This window comes from Acidimicrobiales bacterium, assembly GCA_035630295.1.
GTDB lineage: Bacteria > Actinomycetota > Acidimicrobiia > Acidimicrobiales > Iamiaceae > Iamia.
The window spans coordinates 18,451-39,004 of record DASQKY010000016.1; the positions used below are offsets into that span (position 1 = coordinate 18,451).

At 76.1% G+C, this 20,554-nt stretch carries 15 protein-coding genes; 11 read left to right on the forward strand and 4 right to left on the reverse strand.

The genetic code is table 11. The features are described 5' to 3' along the window. Positions 1–46 precede the first annotated feature (46 nt). From argB to argS, 8 genes are read left to right on the forward strand one after another with little or no spacing between them, the layout of a single operon-like run. Positions 47–955, forward strand: a complete 909-nt coding sequence (gene argB / locus VEW93_04120) for an acetylglutamate kinase (protein HYI60972.1) — start codon at positions 47–49, stop codon at positions 953–955. Further along, the gene (locus VEW93_04125) at positions 952–2,154 is read left to right on the forward strand and encodes an acetylornithine transaminase (protein HYI60973.1); all 1,203 of its coding nucleotides are present in this window, start codon (positions 952–954) and stop codon (positions 2,152–2,154) included. The genes argB and VEW93_04125 overlap by 4 nt, the downstream gene beginning before the upstream one ends. Continuing rightward, positions 2,151–3,044 (forward strand): ornithine carbamoyltransferase, encoded by an 894-nt coding sequence (gene argF, locus VEW93_04130; protein ID HYI60974.1) that lies wholly within the window; start codon positions 2,151–2,153, stop codon positions 3,042–3,044. The genes VEW93_04125 and argF overlap by 4 nt, the downstream gene beginning before the upstream one ends. Then, positions 3,041–3,556 carry an arginine repressor gene (gene argR, locus VEW93_04135; GenBank protein ID HYI60975.1) on the forward strand — a complete coding sequence of 172 codons (516 nt, stop codon included), beginning with the start codon at positions 3,041–3,043 and terminating at the stop codon, positions 3,554–3,556. Before argF ends, argR begins: the two co-directional genes overlap by 4 nt. Positions 3,557–3,561: 5 nt before the next feature. Continuing rightward, a complete protein-coding gene (locus VEW93_04140) occupies positions 3,562–4,764 on the forward strand; it encodes an argininosuccinate synthase (GenBank protein ID HYI60976.1) in 1,203 nt (400 codons plus the stop codon). After that, complete coding sequence (argH, locus tag VEW93_04145) at positions 4,764–6,197, forward strand: argininosuccinate lyase (GenBank protein ID HYI60977.1); 1,434 nt, start codon at positions 4,764–4,766, stop codon at positions 6,195–6,197. The genes VEW93_04140 and argH overlap by 1 nt, the downstream gene beginning before the upstream one ends. 36 nt (positions 6,198–6,233) lie before the next feature. Next, positions 6,234–8,303, forward strand: coding sequence for an acyltransferase family protein (locus VEW93_04150; GenBank protein HYI60978.1), 2,070 nt, complete (start codon positions 6,234–6,236; stop codon positions 8,301–8,303). A 43-nt stretch (positions 8,304–8,346) separates the two neighbouring features. Then, complete coding sequence (gene argS, locus VEW93_04155; protein HYI60979.1) at positions 8,347–10,101, forward strand: arginine--tRNA ligase; 1,755 nt, start codon at positions 8,347–8,349, stop codon at positions 10,099–10,101. Positions 10,102–10,132: 31 nt separating this feature from the next. On the opposite strand, the gene VEW93_04160 is transcribed toward argS, so the two are convergent. From VEW93_04160 to VEW93_04170, 3 genes are all read right to left on the reverse strand, one after another. Beyond that, on the reverse strand, positions 10,133–11,530 hold the full coding sequence (locus VEW93_04160) for an MFS transporter (GenBank protein HYI60980.1): 1,398 nt from the start codon (positions 11,528–11,530) through the stop codon (positions 10,133–10,135). Then, positions 11,527–12,525 (reverse strand): alpha/beta fold hydrolase, encoded by a 999-nt coding sequence (locus tag VEW93_04165; GenBank protein ID HYI60981.1) that lies wholly within the window; start codon positions 12,523–12,525, stop codon positions 11,527–11,529. The genes VEW93_04160 and VEW93_04165 overlap by 4 nt, the downstream gene beginning before the upstream one ends. 73 nt (positions 12,526–12,598) lie before the next feature. Continuing rightward, positions 12,599–13,495 (reverse strand): metal-dependent hydrolase, encoded by an 897-nt coding sequence (locus tag VEW93_04170; protein HYI60982.1) that lies wholly within the window; start codon positions 13,493–13,495, stop codon positions 12,599–12,601. Between the two features lie 133 nt (positions 13,496–13,628). Between VEW93_04170 and VEW93_04175 the strand changes: the two genes are divergently transcribed. From VEW93_04175 to VEW93_04185, 3 genes are all read left to right on the forward strand, one after another. Continuing rightward, positions 13,629–16,241 (forward strand): protein kinase, encoded by a 2,613-nt coding sequence (locus VEW93_04175; protein HYI60983.1) that lies wholly within the window; start codon positions 13,629–13,631, stop codon positions 16,239–16,241. A 79-nt stretch (positions 16,242–16,320) separates the two neighbouring features. Beyond that, positions 16,321–17,565, forward strand: a complete 1,245-nt coding sequence (locus tag VEW93_04180; protein HYI60984.1) for an AAA family ATPase — start codon at positions 16,321–16,323, stop codon at positions 17,563–17,565. Then, positions 17,562–19,880: a tetratricopeptide repeat protein gene (locus VEW93_04185; GenBank protein ID HYI60985.1), complete on the forward strand. Its 2,319-nt coding sequence runs from the start codon at positions 17,562–17,564 to the stop codon at positions 19,878–19,880. The genes VEW93_04180 and VEW93_04185 overlap by 4 nt, the downstream gene beginning before the upstream one ends. Here the strand turns inward: VEW93_04185 and pgl are convergent, their stop codons facing one another. Then, positions 19,881–20,552, reverse strand: a complete 672-nt coding sequence (pgl, locus tag VEW93_04190; GenBank protein HYI60986.1) for a 6-phosphogluconolactonase — start codon at positions 20,550–20,552, stop codon at positions 19,881–19,883. Positions 20,553–20,554: the final 2 nt, after the last annotated feature.

Sequence of the window (20,554 nt, forward strand, 5' to 3'; positions counted from 1 at the left end):
GGAACCGTGTTGCATGGCCATGCAGATACGTGCATAAGATGGGGAGATGGCCCCCGGACACGACAAGCCGGAGCTGGCCCTCCACCAGGTCGACGCCGCCCTGCGGGCCGCCATCCTGGTCGAGGCCCTGCCCTACATCCAGGCCTTCGCCGGGCGCACCGTGGTCATCAAGCTGGGCGGCAGCGCCATGGGCCAGGCCGAGCTGGCCCGGTCCTTCGCCACCGACGTGGTGCTGCTCCGGGCCGTGGGCCTGAAGCCGGTGGTGGTCCACGGCGGCGGCCCCCAGATCGACGAGATGCTCGGGCGGCTGGGCCTGGGCACCGAGTTCCGCGACGGCCTGCGGGTCACCGACGCCGAGACGCTGGACGTGGCCCGCATGGTCCTCGGGGGCCGGATCGGGCGCGACATCGTGAGCGCCATCAACCGGCACGCCCCGGTGGCCGTGGGCCTCTCGGGCGAGGACGCCGGGCTGCTGGCCGCCGCCCAGCGCGACCCCGGCCTCGGCTACGTGGGCGACGTCGTGGGCGTCGACCGGACGATCCTCGACACCCTCATCGAGCAGCGCTTCGTGCCGGTCATCTCCACCATCGGGGCCGACGGCGACGGGCAGGCCTACAACATCAACGCCGACAGCGCCGCCATCGCCGTGGCCGAGGCCCTGGGGGCCGAGAAGCTCATCTACCTCACCGACGTCCCCGGGGTGCTGACCGCGGTCGACGACCCGGCGTCGCTGGTGTCGCGCCTGTCGGTGGCCCGGGCCCGGCTGCTCATCGCCGAGGGGGTCATCGCCGGCGGCATGATCCCCAAGGTGGAGGCGGCCCTGGCCGCGGTGGAGGGCGGGGTGGGCTCGTCGCACATCCTCGACGGCCGCATCCCCCACGTGCTGCTCCTGGAGCTGCTCACCGACGAGGGCGTGGGCACCATGGTCACCCGGTCGGCCGGAGGCCCGTCGTGAGCGCGCCGGCCATCGCCCCGCCCCTCATGCCCACCTACGGGGCGCCGCCCCTCACCCTGGTGCGGGGCGAGGGCACCCGGGTGTGGGACGACCAGGGCACCGAGTACCTGGACTTCCTCACCGGCCTGGCCGTGTGCAGCCTGGGCCACAGCCACCCGGCGGTGGCCCAGGCGGTGGCCACCCAGGCCCGCACCCTGCTGCACGTGTCCAACCTGTTCGGCAACGACGTGGGCCCCGAGGTGGCCACCACCCTCGACCGGCTGCTGGGCACCCCGGCCTGGGCCGACGGCTGGGCCGGCGACGGCCCCCGGGGCCGGGTGTTCTTCGCCAACTCGGGGGCCGAGGCCAACGAGTGCGCCCTCAAGCTGGCCCGCCGGTTCGGGGGCCGGGGCCGCCACGTGGTCGTCTCGGCCCTGGGCTCCTTCCACGGCCGCACCCTGGCCACCCTGCACGCCACCGGCCAACCGGCCAAGCACGAGCCGTTCCAGCCCCTGCCCCCCGGGTTCCGCCACGTGGCCTGGGAGGACATCGACGCCCTGGAGGCGGCCCTCGACCCCACGGTGGCCGCCGTCCTGTTGGAGCCGCTCCAGGGCGAGGGGGGCGTGAACCCGGCCTCGGCCGCCTACCTGCGGGCCGTGCGGGAGCTGTGCGACGTGACCGGCACCCTCCTCATGATCGACGAGGTCCAGACCGGCCTGGGCCGCACCGGCCGCTGGTTCGGCCACCACCACTTCGGCGTGGTGCCCGACGTGGTCACCATGGCCAAGGCCCTGGGCAACGGGGTGCCCATCGGGGCGTGCTGGGCCCGGGCCGAGGTGGCCGAGACCTTCGAGCCCGGCGACCACGGCAGCACCTTCGGCGGCCAGCCCTTCGCCGCCGCCGCGGCCCGGGCCACCCTGGCCGAGCTGGAGGCCATCGACGCCCCGGGGCGGGCCGCGGCCCTCGGGGCCCGGCTGGCCTCCGGGCTGGCCGAGGTGCCCGGGGTGGCCTCGGTGCGGGGCCTGGGGCTCCTGCTGGCCGCCGAGCTCGACGGCCTCGACTCCAAGGCGGTGGCCGCTGCCGCCCTCCGGCGGGGCCTGATCGTCAACGCCGTCACCCCCACCGCCCTGCGCTTCGCCCCGCCCCTCACCGTCTCCGAGGACGAGGTCGACCAGGCGCTGGACGTGGTGGCCGCGGCCGTGGCCGAGGTGGCACCGTGACCCGGCACCTGCTGGACGTGGACGACCTCGCCCCCGCCGAGCTGGAGGAGGTGCTGGTCCTGGCCCACGACCGCTCGCTGCGGCGGGTGCTGGAGGGCCGGGGCGCGGCCCTGCTGTTCGAGAAGCCGTCGGGCCGGACCCGCCACTCCACCGAGATGGCCGTGGTCCAGCTGGGCGGCCACCCCGTCTACGTGCGGCCCGACGAGGTCGGCATCGACGAGCGGGAGACGGCCGAGGACGTGGCCCGCACCCTGTCGCAGTACCACGGCGTGATCTGCGCCCGCGTGTTCGACCACGGCGTGCTGGGGCGGATGGCCGCCGCCGGCTCGGTGCCGGTGGTCAACCTCCTCTCCGACGACGCCCACCCCCTCCAGGCCATCGCCGACCTGCTGACCCTGCTGGAGGCCGGGGGCCTGGACGGGCGCACCCTGGCCTGGGTGGGCGACTTCTCCAACGTGGCCCGGTCCCTGGCCCTGGCCTGCGCCATGACCGGGGTCGCGGTCCGGGTGGCCAGCCCCGAGGGCTACGGCCCGACCGACGCCGACGTGGCCCGGGTGGCCGCCCTGGGCGGCTCCCTCTGGGTCACCGACGACCCCGGGGCCGCGGTGGCCGGGGCCGACACGGTGTCCACCGACGCCTGGTACTCGATGGGCCAGGAGGCCGAGGCCGCGGCCCGGCGCCCCCTGTTCGCCCCCTACCGGGTGGACACGGCCCTCATGGCCCGGGCCACGGCCGACGCCGTCTTCCTCCACTGCCTGCCCGCCCACCGGGGCGAGGAGGTCACCGACGACGTGCTGGACGGGCCGTCGTCGCGGGTGTGGCCCCAGGCCGCCAACCGGCTCCACGCCGCCCGGGGGGCCCTGGCCTGGCTGCTGGGGGTGCGGCCGTGACCGCCGGGCCGCCCCGCATGGGCCGCACCCAGCGCCAGCACCTGGTGGCCAAGCTGCTGGCCTCGCACCGGGTCACCAGCCAGGAGCAACTCGTCGACCTCCTGGCCGCCGAGGGCGTGGCCTCCACCCAGGCCACCGTGTCCCGGGACCTGGTCGACCTGGGGGCCATCAAGGTCCGCACCGGCGACGGCGAGTCGGCCTACGCCATCCCCGAGCTGCCCCGCGAGCAGCGGGCCCCCGACGACCACCTGCGCCGGGTGTTCGGCGACTGGGTGGTGGAGGTCTCCGCCACCGACAACCTGGTGGTCCTTCGCACCCCGCCGGGCTCGGCCCACGTGGTCGGCTCGGCCCTGGACCGGGCGGACGTGCCCGAGGTGGCCGGCACCGTGGCCGGCGACGACACCCTCTTCGTCGTGGTCAACGACCCCGACCGCCCCGTCACCGGCCCGGCGGCAGCCCTCGCCGAGCGCCTCCGCGACCTGGCCGGCCTCACCCCCAAGGAAGAGAGATAGCACCCATGCCCAAGCGCGTCGTCCTGGCCTACAGCGGAGGTCTCGACACCTCCGTAGCCGTGAAGTGGATGATCGAGCACTACGGCGTCGAGGTCGTGTGCCTGGCCGTGGACGTCGGCCAGGCCTCCGACGACTGGGACGTGGTCCGCGAGCGGGCCCGGGCCGCCGGCGCCGTCGAGGCCATCGTGGTCGACGCCCGCCAGGAGTTCGCCGAGGACTTCGTGGCCCCCGCCCTCAAGGCCAACGCCATGTACGAGGGCCGCTACCCGCTGGTCTCGGCCCTGTCCCGCCCGGTGATCGTCAAGCACCTGGTGGAGACGGCCCGCTACCACGGGGCCGACGCCGTGGCCCACGGCTGCACCGGCAAGGGCAACGACCAGGTCCGCTTCGAGGTCTCGACCCGGGCCCTGGCCCCCGACCTGGAGGTGCTGGCCCCGGTGCGGGGCTGGGGCATGACCCGCGAGGACTCCATCCACTACGCGTACGACCACCAGATCCCCATCCAGGCGACGAAGGAGAAGGTGTACTCCATCGACGACAACCTGTGGGGCCGGGCCATCGAGTGCGGCGAGATGGAGGACCCGTGGGCCGTGCCGCCCCCCGGCGTGTGGCTCCTGACCCGGCCCACCGCCACCGAGCCCCGGGACGTGGTCATCGGGTTCGAGCAGGGCGTGCCCACCTCCATCGACGGCCAGCGGCTGGGGATGCTGGAGGTCATCGAGACGCTCAACACGCTGGTCGGCTCCTACGGCTGGGGCCGCATCGACATGGTCGAGAACCGGCGGGTGGGCATCAAGAGCCGGGAGACCTACGAGTGCCCGGCGGCCCTGGCCCTGATCATGGCCCACAAGGACCTGGAGTCGATCTGCCTGGAGCGGGACCTCGACCGGGAGAAGGCCCGCGTCGAGCCCCGCTACGCCGAGCTCATCTACGACGGCCTGTGGTTCAGCCCCCTCAAGCAGGCCTTCGACTCCTTCGTGGACTCCAGCCAGGCCTTCGTCACCGGCGAGGTGCGGCTGCACCTGGCGCCGGGCTCCTGCGCGGTCACCGGCCGGCGCAGCCAGCACTCGCTCTACGACTACGAGCTGGCCACCTACGACGCCGAGGACTCGTTCCGCCACGAGGACTCGGCCGGCTTCGTGCGCCTGTGGGGCCTGGGCATCGAGACCTGGGCCGCCCGCCAGGGCTCGCTCCGGGACCGGGACTGATGGCCGACGACACGCCCGCCCCCGCCGGGGACGGGGACGCCGCCGAGGGCCGCACGCTCTGGCACGGCCGCTTCGCCGGGGGCCCGGCCGAGGCCCTCCTGGCCTTCACCGTGAGCCTCCCGTTCGACCGGGTGCTGGCCCCCGACGACATCGCCGGGTCGCGGGCCCACGTGCGGGGCCTGGTGCGGGGCGGGCTGCTCGACGGCGACGAGGCCGGCGCCGTGCTGGGGGCCCTGGACCGGGTCGAGGCCGAGCTGGCCGACGGCACCTTCGCCTTCGCCCCCAGCGACGAGGACATCCACACCGCGGTGGAGCGGCGGGTCACCGAGCTGGCCGGCCCGGCCGGGGCCAAGCTCCACACCGGCCGGAGCCGCAACGACCAGGTGGCCACCGACCTGCGCCTGTGGACCAAGCGGGCCCTGGCCGACGTGGCCGCCCGGGTGCTGGCCCTGCAGGAGGTGCTGCTGGACCGGGCCACCGAGGCCGGCGACGCCTACCTCCCCGGCTACACCCACCTCCAGCAGGCCCAGCCGGTGCTGCTGGCCCACCACCTGCTGGCCCACGGCTGGGCCCTGGCCCGCGACCTCGACCGCCTGCTGGCCACCCGGGCCCGGGCCGACGTGTCGCCCCTGGGGGCCGGCGCCCTGGCCGGCTCGTCCCTGCCCCTCGACCCCGAGGGCACGGCCGCCGACCTGGGCTTCGCCGCCGCCTTCGACAACAGCCTGGACGCGGTGAGCGACCGCGACTTCGTGGCCGAGGCCCTCTTCGCCCTGGCCCTGTGCGGCGTGCACCTGTCGCGCCTGGGGGAGGAGTGGGTGCTGTGGGCCAGCGAGGAGGTGGGCTTCGTCACCCTCGACGACGCCTACGCCACCGGCTCGTCCATGCTCCCCCAGAAGAAGAACCCCGACATCGCCGAGCTGGCCCGGGGCAAGGCCGGGCGCCTGGTCGGCAACCTGACCGGCCTGCTGGTCACCCTCAAGGGCCTGCCCCTGGCCTACAACCGCGACCTCCAGGAGGACAAGGAGCCGCTGTTCGACTCGGTCCGGCAGGTGCTGCTGGCCCTGGCCGCCTGGGAGGGCATGGTGGCCACCGCCACCTTCCGCACCGACCGCATGGCCGCCGCCGCCGACACCCCGGCCGCCGCCGCCACCGACCTGGCCGAGCTGCTGGTGGCCCGGGGCACGCCCTTCCGCGACGCCCACGCGGTGGTGGGCGACCTGGTCCGCCGGTCCCTGGCCGGCGAGGGGGCCCTGGCCGACCTGGTGGCCGCGGACGAGCGGCTGGGGCCCGACGCCGCCGCCCTCATCGCCCCCGGCGTGCCCGTCACCCGGCGCACCACCCGGGGTGGCGGCGGCCCCGGCCCGGTGGCCGATCAGCTCGACCGCTTCCGGGCCCGCCTGGCCGCCGACCGGGACCGCCTCCCCGCGGCCTGACCGGGGCGTCCCCGTGCCTCGCCGCCCCGCCCGCTGATGGCCGCGCCCGCCGCCACGGCCCCCGCACCCCCGCCGGCCCCGTCCCCGTCCGACCCGGCCACCCGGGGCTACCGGCCCCACCTGGACGGCGTCCGGGCCGTGGCCGTGGCCATGGTCATCCTGTTCCACCTCGGCTACGCCTGGATCCCCGGCGGGTTCGTCGGCGTCGACGTGTTCTTCGTCCTCTCCGGCTACCTCATCACCGGTCTCCTGGTGGGGGAGGCCACCGGGCGGGGCACCGTGGGGCTGGGCCGCTTCTACGCCCGCCGGGCCCGGCGGCTGCTGCCGGCGTCGATCGCCGTGCTGGCCGCGGTCATGGTGGCCGGCCACCACCTGTTCGACCCGGTGCAGAAGCAGGCGCTGGGGTGGGACACCACCTTCGCCGCCTTCTACAGCGCCAACTGGCGGGCCGCCCTGGCCGGCGGCGACTACTTCGCCCCCGGCGACGTGCCCAGCCCCCTGGTGCACTACTGGTCCCTGGCCGTGGAGGAGCAGTTCTACCTGGTGTGGCCGGCCCTGTTCCTGGGCCTCTACCGCCTCTCCACCCGGGGCCGGGCCCGTGACGCCGTGGGCCGCCTGCTGGCCGCGGTGCTGGTCCTGGCCGTGGCCTCGGCCGTGGCCTCGGTGGCCCTGGCCGGGTCGTCGCTGACCTACTACGGCACCCACACCCGGGCCTACCAGCTCCTGGCCGGCGCGGCGCTGGCCCTGGCCGCCCGCCACCGGGGGTGGGCCTTCCCCGACACCCGGGCCGGGCGGGGGGCGGCCGGCGTCTCGGCCGTGGCCGCCCTGGCCGCCCTGGCCGCCCTGGCCCACCGGGTCACCGACGCCTCGGCCTACCCGGGGTGGCCCGGCCTGGCCGTCACCGGGGCCAGCCTGGCCCTCATCGCCGGGGTCGACCTGGCCCCGCCCGGCCCCGTGGCCCGGCTGGTCGGGCACCGATCGTTGGCCGCCGTGGGCCGGCTGTCCTACAGCCTCTACATCTGGCACTGGCCGGTGATCGTGTTCCTGCCCCTGGTGGCGGCCCGGCCCGAGGTGGACCGGCCCGGGCTGGCCGAGCGCCCGGCCCTGGTGGCGGTGACCGGGGCCCTGGCCCTGGTGTCGTACCTGGTGGTCGAGCGGCCCGTCCGCTTCCGGCTGGCCGGGGCGGCTCGCCCGGCGGCCGTGGTGGGCACCGGCCTGGCCCTCTCGCTGGTGGCCGGGGCGGTGGCCTACCCGCTGTTCCAGCCCCGGGACGACTGGGACCAGGCCGCCCTGGTGGCGGTGCGCGACCTGGCCGAGCCCGGCCGCTGCCCCTACTTCGAGGAGGACTGGCCGTCCCCGGCCGGCAGCGAGCCGTGCGTGCACCGCGACGGCGACGGCCCGGTGGTGGCCCTGGTGGGCGACTCCCACGCCCAGCAGTGGCAGCCGGCCCTGGAGGAGCTGGCCGAGGGCAGCGACGCCCGCATCGTCCGGGCCACCCGGGGCGGGTGCCCGGCCAACGACGTCGTGGCCTACGCCCTCCAGCCCGACGGCCGGAGGGTGACCGACACGGCCTGCGCCGAGTGGCGCCACCACGTCTACCGGGACCTGGTCGAGCGGTTCGCCCCCGACGTGGTCATCGTGGCCACCCGGTCCCACGTCCGGGGCCTGGTGTCGGGCGGGCGCGACGTGCACCCCACCGACCCGGCCCACCTGGGCCTGTGGCGGGAGGGCTGGGACTGGACGCTGCGCACCCTCTCGGCCGGCGGCGCCCGGGTGGTGGTCAGCGAGACCATCCCCACCCTGCCCGAGCGGGTGCCGGCCTGCCTGATCCGCCGGGGCCAGGCCGGCCGCCACGCCTGCGACTTCCCGGTCGCCGCCGACGCGGTGGTGCCCCGCTACAACACGGCCCTGCGGGAGGCGGTGGCCGCTGTCCCCGCCGCCGGGGTCATCGACCCGACGCCCATCGGCTGCCCGGGGGGGACCTGCCCGGCCCTGCTGGACGGGGTCATCGTCCACCGCGACGACAACCACCTGAGCGCCCGCTTCGTCCGTCACCGGGCCGGCGCCTTCGCCGCCCTGCTCCGCACCGCCGGGGCCCGCCTCTGAGCGCGGGTTTGACCGCCGGTGGTGCCGGGCCGGACGATGAGGCGTGGCCGACCCCCTCGCCCTGCTCACCGACCGCCTGGTCCCCGCCTTCGCCGCCGTGCGCGACGCGGCCGGGGCCGACCCGGCGGAGGTGCCGGCCCCGCCGACGGTGCGCCGCAGCGACCGGGCCGACTTCCAGGCCGACGGGGCCCTGGCCCTGGCCAAGCGGCTGGGCCGGAACCCCCGGGAGGTGGCGGCCGAGGTGGCGGCCGCCGCGGACGTGGGCGACCTGGTGGCCACCGTCGAGATCGCCGGCCCCGGCTTCCTGAACCTCACCCTGGACGACGGGGCGCTGGCCGGCCTGGCCCGGGCCGCCTGGTCCGACGAGCGGCTGGGGGTCGGGGCCGACACCAGCGCCGGGCCGGTGGTGGTCGACTACTCGGCGCCCAACGTGGCCAAGGAGATGCACGTCGGGCACCTGCGCTCCACCGTCATCGGCGACGCCCTGGTGCGGGTGCTGGAGCACCTGGGCCGCCCGGTGGTGCGCCAGAACCACGTGGGCGACTGGGGCACGCCCTTCGGCATGCTCATCGAGCACCTGGTGGAGGTGGGCGAGGACCGGGCCGTGGCCGAGCTCTCGGTCGGCGACCTCAACGGCTTCTACCGCGCCGCCCGGGCCAGCTTCGACACCGACGACGGGTTCAAGGACCGGTCCCGGCGCCGGGTGGTGGCCCTCCAGTCGGGCGACCCGGAGACGCTGCGGCTGTGGCGGGTGCTGGTCGACCAGTCCACCGCCTACTTCCAAGCCGTCTACGACCGGCTCGGCGTCCTCCTCACCCCCGACGACATCGTGGGGGAGAGCGCCTACAACGACGCCCTGCCCGCGGTGGTGGCCGACCTCGACGGGGCCGGCCTGCTGGTCACCGACGACGGGGCCGAGTGCGTGTTCCCCCCCGGCTTCACCGGCCGCGACGGCGAGCCCCAGCCCCTGATCGTGCGCAAGGGGGACGGCGGGTACGGCTACGCCGCCACCGACCTGGCCGCCCTCCGCCACCGGGTCGACACCCTCGGGGCCCGGCGCTCGCTCTACGTCGTCGGCGCCCCCCAGCGCGACCACCTGGAGATGGTCTTCGCCGTGGCCCGCCTGGCCGGGTGGCTGCCCGAGGGCGTGGTGGCCGAGCACGTGCCCTTCGGCAACCTGCTGGGCGCCGACGGCAAGATGTTCAAGACCCGCTCCGGGTCGTCGGTGCGCCTGGTCGACCTGCTCGACGAGGCCGTCGACCGGGCCGCGGCGGCCGTGGCCGAGCGCAACCCCGACCTGGCCGGCGCCGAGGCCGCGGCCGTGGCCCGGGCGGTGGGCATCGGGGCCGTGAAGTACGCCGACCTGTCCAGCGACCGGGTCAAGGACTACGTCCTGGACTTCGACCGGATGCTGGCCTTCGAGGGCAACACCGGGCCCTACCTGCAGTACGCCCACACCCGGATCCGCTCGATCTTCCGCCGGGGCGAGGTCGACCCCGCGGCCCTCGACCCCGCCGCCCTCCGGCTGGGGGAGCGGCCCGAGCGGGAGCTGGCCCTGGCCCTGCTGGGCTTCGAGGGGGCGGTGCGGGCCACGGCGGCGACGGCCCAGCCCCACCGCCTGTGCGGCTACCTGTTCGACCTGGCCCAGGCCTTCACCACCTTCTACGAGGCGTGCCCGGTCCTGCGGGCCGCCGACGAGGGCCAGCGGGCCAGCCGCCTGGTGCTCTGCGACCTCACGGCCCGCACCCTGGCCACCGGCCTCGGGCTCCTGGGCATCGAGGCCCCGCCCCGCATGTAGCGCCCTCGGCGGCCGTCCCCGCGGCGGCCGGTCAGTGGGCCGGGACGCGGGCCGGGAGGCGGCGGGCGGCCCCGGCCCCGGCGCCGGCCACCGCCACCCCGAGGAGGAAGGCCAGGGCCAGCCCCGAGGAGACGTCCCACCCCCGGCCGTCGCCCAGGGCCACGACGGCGCCGGCCAGGCCGGTGCCGATCGACACGCCCAGCACGTCGCAGAGGTGCAGGGCGGCCGAGGCCTCGCCCTCCCGGCCCGGGGCGGCGGCGCCCAGGGCGGTGACCGAGAGGGGGGCGTAGCCCAGGCCCATGCCCAGGCCGGCCACCCCCCAGGCGCCGACCGCGGCCCACGCCGGCAGGGCCAGCACCACCACCACCATGGCCAGGCCCGAGGCGGCGAGCAGCAGGAAGGCGATGCGGTCCAGGCGCCGGGGGCCGGTGCGCCCGATGACCCGCTCCTGGATCCAGGCCCCCGCGCTCCACAGCACCGAGGTGACGGTGAGCGCGGCCCCGGCCAGGAACGTCGAGCCCCCCCGGCCCGTGGTCACGGCCAGCGAGATGAAGGCGTCGGCCCCGAAGAAGGACCAGGTCAGGATGCCGCGCACGGCCACGGTGGCGGGCAGGCCGGGGGCCAGGCGGGCCGTGCCGGGGGGCACGAGGCGGAGGAAGGCCAACGCCGCGATCGGCGCCCCGGCGGCCACCAGGGCCACGGCCAGGAGGGCGGTCGAGGCCTGGCCGGCGGCCAGCACGGCCCCCACCCCCAGGACCAGGAGGGCGACGTGGCCCAGGCGGGCCCCGTCACCGGCCCGGGCCCGGGGGGCGGCCCGGCCCAGGCCCAGGAGGGAGGGCACGGTGATGGCCGCGGCCAGGGCCACCAGGGGCAGCAGGCCGAGGAACACCGCCCGCCACGACGCCGCGTGCTCGATCACCACGGCCAACGACGGGCCCACCACGCCGGGCACCACCCAGGCCGTGGACATGATGGCGAAGATCCGGGGCCGGGCGGCCGGGGGGTAGCCCCGGGCCACGCTGGCGTAGGCCGAGGCGGGGATGGTGCCGGCGCCCACGCCCTGGACCACCCGGGCCGCCACCAGCACGGCCATGGAGTCGGCCAGGCCCCCGGCCACCAGCCCGGCGGCGAAGAGGGCCAGCCCGAGGGCGAAGGGCAGGGCCGGGCCCCGCCGGTCGGTGAGCACGCCGGTCACCACGATGCCGACCAGGCTCCCGAGGAAGAAGCCGCTGAAGACCCAGCCGTAGAGGGCCAGGTCCCCCAGGTCGTCCTCGACCACGGGCATGACGGTGGCGATGGCCAGCGACTCGAAGGCGGCCAGGGTGATGGTCAGGACCAGGCCCGCGGTCAGCAGCCGGCGCCCGGGGGCCCACACCCCGCCGGTGGCGGCCGGGACGCCCGGGGGGGCCGCCGGGGCCGGGACGGTCACCGGCCGGTCCCCGGCCCCGAGGAGGCGGCGATGTGGTCGTCGATCCAGGAGGCCACCCGGTCGGGGTGGCGGCGGATGGCCCAGTGCCCGCCCTCGACCCGGCGGAGGCGCGCCCCGGGGGACAGGGTCCCGATCCCCTCGAACAGGGACGGGGTCAGGAAGGCGTCGTCCTCCAGGACCAGCACCTGCACCGGGACCCGGGCCGGGGCCCCGGGGGTCCGGGGGGCGCCGGGGCCCAGGTTGGCCCGGTACAGGCCCACCCCGGCCACGGCGTCGTCGACCAGCCCCGGGCCGGGCCAGTCGGCGTCGGTGGCCACGCCCTCGCGCTGGCGCTGGAGCCGGGGCCACGCTCGGCCCAGGCCGAGCCGCCACGCCGCCGGGCCCAAGCCGGGGACCAGCAGGGCCCCCACGTACGACGAGCGGGCGGCCTGCCGGGCCAGGGCCCGCAGGTCGGCGGGGTGGGGGCGCAGCCGGGCCCGGGCCCAGGCCCCGGCCAGCTCGAGGGGCGGACCGGAGAGGGAGGTGAAGGAGGCGATCCGGGTGGCGGCCTGCGGGTCGGCCACCGCGGCCCAGGACTGGACCGAGCCCCAGTCGTGGCCCACCAGGTGGGCCGGGCGTCCGGGGGAGGTGGCCTCCAGCACCGCCACCAGGTCCGCCACCAGCCGGGGCAGCCGGTAGGCCCGCACCGGCCGGGGGTGGTCGGAGCGGCCCGCGCCCCGCACGTCGGGGGCGACCACGTGCCGGGCCGGGTCGCCGGCTCGCAGGGCGGCCACCACCGGGTGCCACACCGTCGAGGAGTCCGGGTAGCCGTGGACCAGCACGGTGGTGGGCCCGGGTCCGGGCGTGCCCCACTCGGCCACCGACAGGTCGACGCCGTCGCCCCGCACCCGGCGGCGGGCGGGCGGGCCCGGGTCGCTCCGCCGGTGGCCGGGGCCGTGGTCAGGGCCGGAGGCGGGGCCGGGGTCGTCGGGGGCGGGGCGCGGGGGACCGGGCACGGCGGCAGGGTACCCACGGGTCGGGCCGACCGGCCCGGGTGCCTCCCCGGCGGCCGGGCCGCCGGTGGCCGGGTCAGGGCCGGACGATGTCCATCGACCAGGCCGGCATGGTGCGGGTGGCGGGGTCGTAGGAGCGCAGCCACACCGGCAGCCAGACCGGGTCGGCCATGCGGGACGGGTGGTGGCCGGCCAGGAGGGTGGCGGCCAGGGTGGGCAGGAGCTCGAAGAGGAAGCCGAAGGACCAGCACAGCAGGCGCCAGTGGGCCACTGGCCGCCAGAGGCGACCCGAGCGAGCCAGGCCGACCAGCGTGCCCAGCACCGTGAACCAGGCCATCGCCACCACGGCCACCCCGGTGCCCAGGGCCAGGGACCGGCGGGTCCCGCCGGCGGCCCGGTGGACGTCGAAGGCCACCTCCTTGTGCTCCACCTCCTCGGCCAGGTGCCAGAGGAAGAGCGTGGCCGGGACCACGTCGGCCCCCCGCAGCAGGTCGTGGGCCCGCCGGTCGACCCACCGGGCGGCCACGAAGGCCAGGGCCTCGAAGCCCGCGGCGTAGCCGAGGGCGAACCGGCGCCCGCGGCGGCGGGCCAGGGCGACGAAGGAGCGCCCGATCCAGCGCTCGATCCGGGCCAGGGCCGGCCGGCGGGCCACCAGCACCCGGTTGAGGCGCTGGTGGGCGCCGTGGTGGGCCGTCTCCTGGCCGATCCAGGCCTCGGCCTCGGCCCGCAGGTCGTCGGGGAGGTCGGGCAGGGCGTCCCGGACGGCGCCGGCCACGTAGGGCTCGGCGTGGGGCATGAGCAGCGACACGGCGTTGGCCACGCAGGCCAGCTCGGGCCGCTGCGGCGTCCAGTCCGGGTCCAGGTCGGCCGGCCACTCGAAGCGGAGGCGTCGCACCGTGGGCCCGGCCGGGGCCACCGGCGCCGCCGGGTCCGGGGCCGGCTCGGGGGCCGGGGGAGCGGGGGCGACGACCATCCCCGTCCTCATCGGCCCGGGGGCGGGCGAGGTGAGGCCGGCCGGGGGTCCCCGCCCTGGCGCCGGCCCCCGGGGGGCAGGGGTACAGTCGGCTCCCGCGTGGCGGTCGACGACGGAGGATGGGGCGATCCCGATGGCTGACCAACCCACCCCGGGGCCGGACGCCGGCCCGCCGCCCCCGCCGGCCATCGGGGGCGTGCCCCTGCCGCCGGGCTACGTGCTGGTCGAGCGCCTGGGCTCGGGCGGCTTCGCCACCGTGTGGCTGGCCGAGCAGGGCCGGCTCGGCCGCCGGGTGGCGGTGAAGCTGCTGGGCGAGACCCTCGACGACGCCGAGCGGGAGCGGCGGTTCCTGGCCGAGTGCCGGGCCATCGGGCGCCTCTCCGGCCACCCCGCGGTGGTCACCGTGCACGACGCCGGCACCACCGACGCCGGCCACCCCTACCTGGTGATGGAGCACCTGCCCGGGGGCTCGCTCCACGACCGGGTGGCCCGCCACGGGCCGATGCCGTGGGCCGAGGTGCTCGACGTGGGCGTCCACGTGGCCGACGCCCTGGCCGCGGCCCACGACGCCGGCATCCTCCACCGCGACGTCAAGCCCGCCAACGTGCTCCTGGACGAGAACGGGGCCCCCAAGCTGGGCGACTTCGGCATCGCCCGGCTCTCGGAGGGCACCAACACCGCCACCGGCACCCTGGTGGGCACCATCCCCTTCACGCCTCCCGAGGTGCTCTCCGGCCACCGGCCCGGGCCCACCGCGGACGTGTGGTCCCTGGGGGCCACCCTCCACGCCCTCCTGACCGGGTCGAGCCCCTTCGGCGGCGACCGGGACGAGCCGCCGGCCGCCACCATCGCCCGGGTGCTGCGCTCCGAGCCGCCCCCGCTGCCGCCGGCGGTGCCGGCGCCGCTGCGGGACCTGGTCCGGACGACGCTGGGGGCCGAGCCGGGGAGCCGGCCCCAGAGCGCGGCCGAGGTGGCGGGACAGCTCCAGCGGATCCAGGCCGACCGGGGCCTGCCCGTCACCCCGGCCCGGTCGACCCGCACCGCGCCGCCGACCCCCCCGCCCTCGCCGGCCCTCGACGCCACCGTGCTGGGGATGGCCCCGGTGGTCACCGGCCCACCCCCTCCCACGCCCGTCCCGGCGCCGCCCACGCCCGTCCCGCCCACGCAGGTCCCGGCGCCGCCCACGGTGGTCGGTGCGGGATCGGCGGCCGCCGGCCCGCCGAGCGGCGGCGCCGCGGATGCCGGCGCCACCGCCGTGCTGCGCCCCCACGACCCGGCCGGCTCCCCGCCCGGGGGCGCCACCCCGCCGCCCGGCGCCGGCCGGGCCCCCGGTCGCCGGCGGGGCCCCCTGGTGGCCGCGGTGGTGGTCGTGCTCCTCCTGGTGGCCGCCGGGGTGGGGGCGGCCCTGGTCCTGGGGGGCGGGGACGACGACCCCGAGGCGGCCACCACCACCGCTGATGAGGCGGGCGGGACCACTGCGCCCGACGACGAGGGCGGCCCGCAGGGGGCCGAGTTCCTGAAGGAGATCGACACCCCGCTGGGCGCCCCCCTGGCCGTGCCCACCGGGACCTCGGCCGCCCCGACCGGCGGCTGGCAGCTCGACGGCGCCTGCGTGGAGGAGGGCGTGTGCTCGATCGTGGGCGTCGACGGCGACCTGGTCGCCCTGCGCGGCGACCCCGCCGGCAACCTCACCCTCAGCCGCCACGCCGCGGCCGACGGGGCCCAGGCGTACTCCGTCGACCTGGGCGTGGGGGCCGACGCCGGGCTGGGTCGGGCCGCCGACGCCCTGGTGGTGGCCACCTCCGACGGGGGGCGCCGCACCTACCGGGCCATCGAGCCCGGCGACGGCTCGGAGCGGTGGAGCGTCCAGGTCGACGACAGCGACGGCCCGTACCTGCCCAACCCCCAGATCTCGACCGACCACGTCGTGCTCGTCCTCGGGAACGTGCACGAGTACGTCACCGTCGCCGTGGGCGACGGCACCGAGCGGCGCGACACCGGCACCGTCCTGGCCACCGACGAGGACACGGTCTACGTCGCCCTCGACGGGGTCCTGGTGGCCCGGGCCCTGGCCACCGGGGAGGAGCGGTGGCGCGCCCCCGAGGTGGTCCCGGCCGCCCCGGCCGACGAGTTCCCGTCGTCGCGCTACGGCGTGGTCTTCGGCCAGGTCCTGGTGGTGGCCACCGCCGGGGAGGTGGTGGGCCTGAACCGGGCCGACGGGTCGATCCGCTGGCGCCAGCCCCTCTCCGACGGCGGGGTCACGGTGGGCCGCCCCCTGGCCGTCTCCACCGCCGCCGGCCGGGTCATCGTCTCGGCCGAGTCCGGTGACCTGGGCCTGGAGTCCCCGACCGGCACCGTCACCTGGCGGGAGGCCCGGGACCGCCTGGTGCTGGACCCGTCGCTGGATCGCGACCTCCTCCGCTCGGCCCAGGGCAACGGCATCTGGTTCGGGGAGGGCAGCCGCCTGATCGCCGGGTGGACCGGCGTGCGGCTCCGGGTCATCGACACCACCACCGGCGAGGTGGTGGCCGACGAGGCCCTGCCCCCCACCGCCGACCGCTCCTCGGTGGCCATCTTCCAGACCGGCCTGGCCCTGCTCAGCGGCTCGCAGGTCACCGTCCACTCCAACCACGACGGCTCGGTCCTGTGGCAGGTGGAAGCCGGTGACGCCACCTCCGTGGTGGCCATCGACGGCGGCATCGCCCTCGTCGGCCCCTCCGGCATCCGAGCCCTGACCAGGGGGTAGAGCTCCGCCACACCGAAGGTGCTTGAAGTGCCCAACGGATTCGGTGTACACCCTTTTCGTTGGCTATCCGGAGGATCGCATGTCGCAGTGGAAGGACGAAGCGCCGCCGTCGGCGCTCCGCCCTCAGCGGGGCGGATCACCCACCGCCGCCTCGGTCCTCTACCGCGACGCCATCGTCGATCGGTTGTGGGAGGCGCTGTGCGCCGGGGAGAGCATCGTGCTCAGCGCTGAGAAGCGGGTCGGCAAGACGGCGGTCATGCGGGTCCTCGAAGCTCGGGCCACCGACGAGGTGGTGGTCATCTACCGCGACGTCGAGGGGGTCGGAAGCCCCCGGCGCCTGGCCGAGCTGCTGGCGCAGGACGTGCTGCCGCGCCTCGGTGGCCTCGACAAGGCCCGACACCGCCTCAGGGACCTCGTCGAGAAGGTGGGGGGCACGAGCGTTGGCCCTGTCACCCTCCCGGACATGGAGGGTCCCGGTTGGCGGAGCTCCCTCGACGATCTCTTCGGCTCGTTGGACGACCACCTGGAGTCCCAGGAGCAGGTCGTGGTCGTGATCTGGGACGAGGCGCCCTGGATGGTGGACAAGGTTCGCCGCGACTGCGGCTGGGAGGTGGCGGTCGACCTGCTCGACGAGCTGCGGGCGGCGCGGGACCGCTATCGCCGCATCCGCTTCGTCTTCACCGGCTCGATCGGGTTCCATCACGTCCTCCGATCGCTGCGCGACGGCCGCAGCCATCGGGCGACGCTCAACACCATGCGCGACGAGGAGCTGCCGCCTCTCGCCCCTGCCGATGCCGGGCGCCTGGCCTGGGCCCTGCTCCGCTGGACCGCCGAGCATGGTCTGACCACCCCGGTCATCGCTCTGCCGGACCTCGCTGAGCGGGTGGGGGAGGTCTGCGAGGGGATCCCGTGGTTCATCCACGCCGCGGTGGATGACCTGGCCAGGCTGGGCGAGCCGATCGACCTGGCCGCCGTGGACCAGGTGGCGGCCGATGCTCGCTTCGCCCCCAACGACGGGTGGGAGCTGGCGCACTACGAGGACCGCCTGCCTGAGTACTACGGGGAAGATGCCCTCACGGCGGGCTTGGCTCTGGACGCCGTCGCGGTCCGGGGCACGGCCTCCACCGCGGAGGTGGCCGCCGACCTCCAGCACCACGGCTCGGAACACGACGAGGCCTCGGCCCGCAAGCTGCTCGAGCTGCTCCAGGCCGACCACTACCTCCGGCGGGGCCCGGACGGCTGGACCTTCACCTATCGGCTCATCCGAGAGGCGTGGCTCGACCGGCGCGACCTCCGGCAGCCGGAGGGGATGGGCCACCCATGAGCGCCCTCCAGCTGCTCTCCTCGTTCACCCCCAGCACCATGGAGCCCGAGGTGCTGGAGGCCATCTTCGTGAAGCGCGAGCCCCTGGCCCAGCGCCTGGAGGGCGCGGTGCGCGCCGCGGCCACCACGGGCGACATCGAGCACCACTTGGTGGCCGGCCCCCGCGGCATGGGCAAGTCGCACCTGCTGTCCATCGTGGTCAACCGCATCCGCGCCGACGCCGCCCTGGCCGATGACATCGCCGTCGCCTGGCTGCGCGAAGACGAGTGGGGGATCACGAGCATCGGGGACCTCTACGAGGAGATCATCGGGCAACTGGCCCGCGACCCCCTCACCCCGCCGGAAGTGGCGGGCGCGGCTGGCGACGCTCTCGAGGCGTTGGCCGATGTCCGGGCCGAGGACCTTGCCGACCGGGCCGAGGAGCTCTTGCCCGCCGTGCACGGCGACCGGGTGGTGGTGGTCGTGGTCGAGAACCTCGACGCCATCTTCGAGAGCGTGGGGACCGACGACCAGCATCGGCTGCGCGCCTACCTCCAGAACGGGCGCCGCACCGTGCTGTTGGCCTCCACCCCGTCGATCTCCCCATCCATCGCCACGCGGAAGGGCCTGTTCTTCGGGTTCTTCGCCATCGACCACCTGGACGAGCTGGATGTCATAGAGGCCCGCGACCTGCTGGGGCGCATCGCCACCCTGCGCGGCGGTGAGGACGGGGAGCGTCTGGTCGCCTATCTGGGCACCGACGAGGCCGTGCGTCGCCTGCGGGTGGTGGCCCACCTGGCCGGAGGACACCCACGGCTCTGGGTGCTCATGTCGGAGTGCATCACCACCGAGCGGTTGGAGGAGCTGGTCAGCCTGCTGCTGGCCGTCCTCGACGACCTGACCCCCTACTACCAGGCCCAGATGGCGGCGCTCTCGGGCCAGCAGCGCAAGATCGTGACCGTCCTGGCCCGCGCCGAGGGGGCCCTGGCGGTCAAGGACATCGCCAGGCGGGCCCGCGTCAAGGAAAACGTGGCGGCCAAGCAGCTCGGCGACCTCACCAAGCTCGGCTACGTCCGCCAGCCGGTGCTGCCCCCCGGTGTGGAGGTGAAGGACAAGCGCACCCGGGCCTACGAGCTGCGGGAGCCCCTCCTGCGTCACTGCCTGGAGGTCAAGGAGTCCCGCGGCCGCCCCCTCCGCCTCGTCGTGGAGTTCCTCCGAACCTGGTACGACCGCGACCGACTGGAGGAGTGGTCGCTCAGCCTCGAACCCCTGGCCGCATCGTACGCCCGGGCTGCGCTCGAGGCCTCCGAGCACGAGAGAGCACATGGGTCGAGGGCCGTGGACAGTGCTCTGGCGGAGGCCGCAGATGCCATCAGCGCGGGTCGGCCCAAGGAGGCCTTGACCGCTCTGGCGACGATCGAGGCTGTTGATCAGCCTCTTGTCCGGCTGGGACAGGCCACTGCCCTGGCCCTCTTGGGCGACAGCCTCACCGCTTTGAACGTCTGTGACGAGGCGCTGGTCCTCGACCCCAACTTCATGCCCGCACATGGGTTGCGAGCGCAGCTGCTGCTGCGCCTTGGACGGCCTGATGAGGGATTGGCCGCATTCGACGAGGTGGTTGCAAGGGCTCCCGGGCTCGCCAACGGGCACTGGGGCCGGGGACAGGCGCTGTACCTGCTGGCGAGGTACCAGGAAGCCTTGGCTGCCTTCGACGCCGCGCAGCGTGCCGATCCGCGCCTCCCTCCCACCGACATCTGGCGGGCCATGACCTTGGAGAAGGTGGGCCGTAGCGAGGATGCGGCCCTGGCGTACGAGGAGGAGCTGGTCTCCGGGCGGGCGGACGCCGACGCCGCGGCGTGGTGCCTGGTGGTGCTCGCAGCCAAGGAGGGGGTGCGTCCGCTTCAGGAAGACGTCCTCGACCAAGCCCTGATGACGAGACGCTCCCTGGACTTCGTGAGGGGGGGCTTGGCGCGCCTCCTCGACGCCGTCTTCGAGAATCGTGAAGAAGCCGAATGGGGTCGTTGGGTCCGGAGCATCGAGCGAGCTGTCACTGCGTCTGGGCACAGGCCTGAGCTGACCCAGGCCTTCGCTGACCACGTGGTGGCCCAACACGGAGCGAGATCGTCTCCTCGCGCCATGCGGGTTGGCTGGCGGTCCCTGTGGCCAGCCCTCCTGCACGAGGCAGACCCCCACGATCCGCTCATCGCCCTGGCACGAGCCGTGGTGGTCTACGAGGAGACCGGTGATGGGGCCGCGCTCCTGGGGCTGCCGGAGGAGGTCCGCGCTGTGGCCGGCGACCTCCTCGATACCGGGGGATCAGACGACCCAGACCGCTGATCAGGGGAGGCGGGAGGCGGCGGCTTCGTCGACCAGCCAGAGGACGCGCTCGGCGGCGATGCGGGCGGCGGGGACGTCGTCGCCCCGGGCCACCGCGGCCAGGGCCTCGGCCTTGGCCTCGCCCTCCACGGTGACGACCACCAGGCGGGCCCGGGCGATGCCGGCCGGCGTCAGGGTCATGCGGGGGTAGGGGTTGCGGCCCGACGGGTCCTCGGTGAGGGCCACCAGGCGCCCGGGGTCGGCGTCGAGGGCCTCGGCCCCGGCGAAGAGCGAGGCGGTGTGGCCGTCGGGCCCCACGCCCAGGTGGACCAGGTCGAAGCGTCCCAGGTCGCCCACCCGGAGCTGGTAGGCGTCGACCTCGGCGCAGCGCATGAGGTGGGTGGCGTTGGCCGCCCCCACCCGGTCCAGCAGGGCCTCGCGGGCCAGGCGGTAGTTGGAGTCCTGGTGGTCGTGGGGCACGCAGCGCTCGTCGCCCCAGTAGACGTCGACCTTCCACCAGTCGACGCGGGTGCCGCCCTCCTCGGCCAGGCACTCGTAGCAGCGCCGGGCGGTGGACCCCCCGGAGAGGGCCAGGGAGAAGGTGTCGTCGGGGCGGGCCCCGAAGGCCTCGATCACCCGCTCGGCGAAGGCGGCCGGAACGTCGCCCACGACGGTCAGGCCGTCGATGCTCACCG

What these genes read in the sequence shown, in the direction of transcription:
- argB (HYI60972.1), top strand. Translation starts at nt 47, where the DNA reads ATGGCCCCCGGACACGACAAGCCGGAGCTGGCCCTCCACCAGGTCGAC.
- VEW93_04140 (HYI60976.1), top strand. Translation starts at nt 3,562, where the DNA reads ATGCCCAAGCGCGTCGTCCTGGCCTACAGCGGAGGTCTCGACACCTCC.
- argH (HYI60977.1), top strand. Translation starts at nt 4,764, where the DNA reads ATGGCCGACGACACGCCCGCCCCCGCCGGGGACGGGGACGCCGCCGAG.
- VEW93_04150 (HYI60978.1), top strand. Translation starts at nt 6,234, where the DNA reads ATGGCCGCGCCCGCCGCCACGGCCCCCGCACCCCCGCCGGCCCCGTCC.
- VEW93_04170 (HYI60982.1), bottom strand. Translation starts at nt 13,495, where the DNA reads ATGGTCGTCGCCCCCGCTCCCCCGGCCCCCGAGCCGGCCCCGGACCCG.
- VEW93_04175 (HYI60983.1), top strand. Translation starts at nt 13,629, where the DNA reads ATGGCTGACCAACCCACCCCGGGGCCGGACGCCGGCCCGCCGCCCCCG.
- VEW93_04180 (HYI60984.1), top strand. Translation starts at nt 16,321, where the DNA reads ATGTCGCAGTGGAAGGACGAAGCGCCGCCGTCGGCGCTCCGCCCTCAG.
- VEW93_04185 (HYI60985.1), top strand. Translation starts at nt 17,562, where the DNA reads ATGAGCGCCCTCCAGCTGCTCTCCTCGTTCACCCCCAGCACCATGGAG.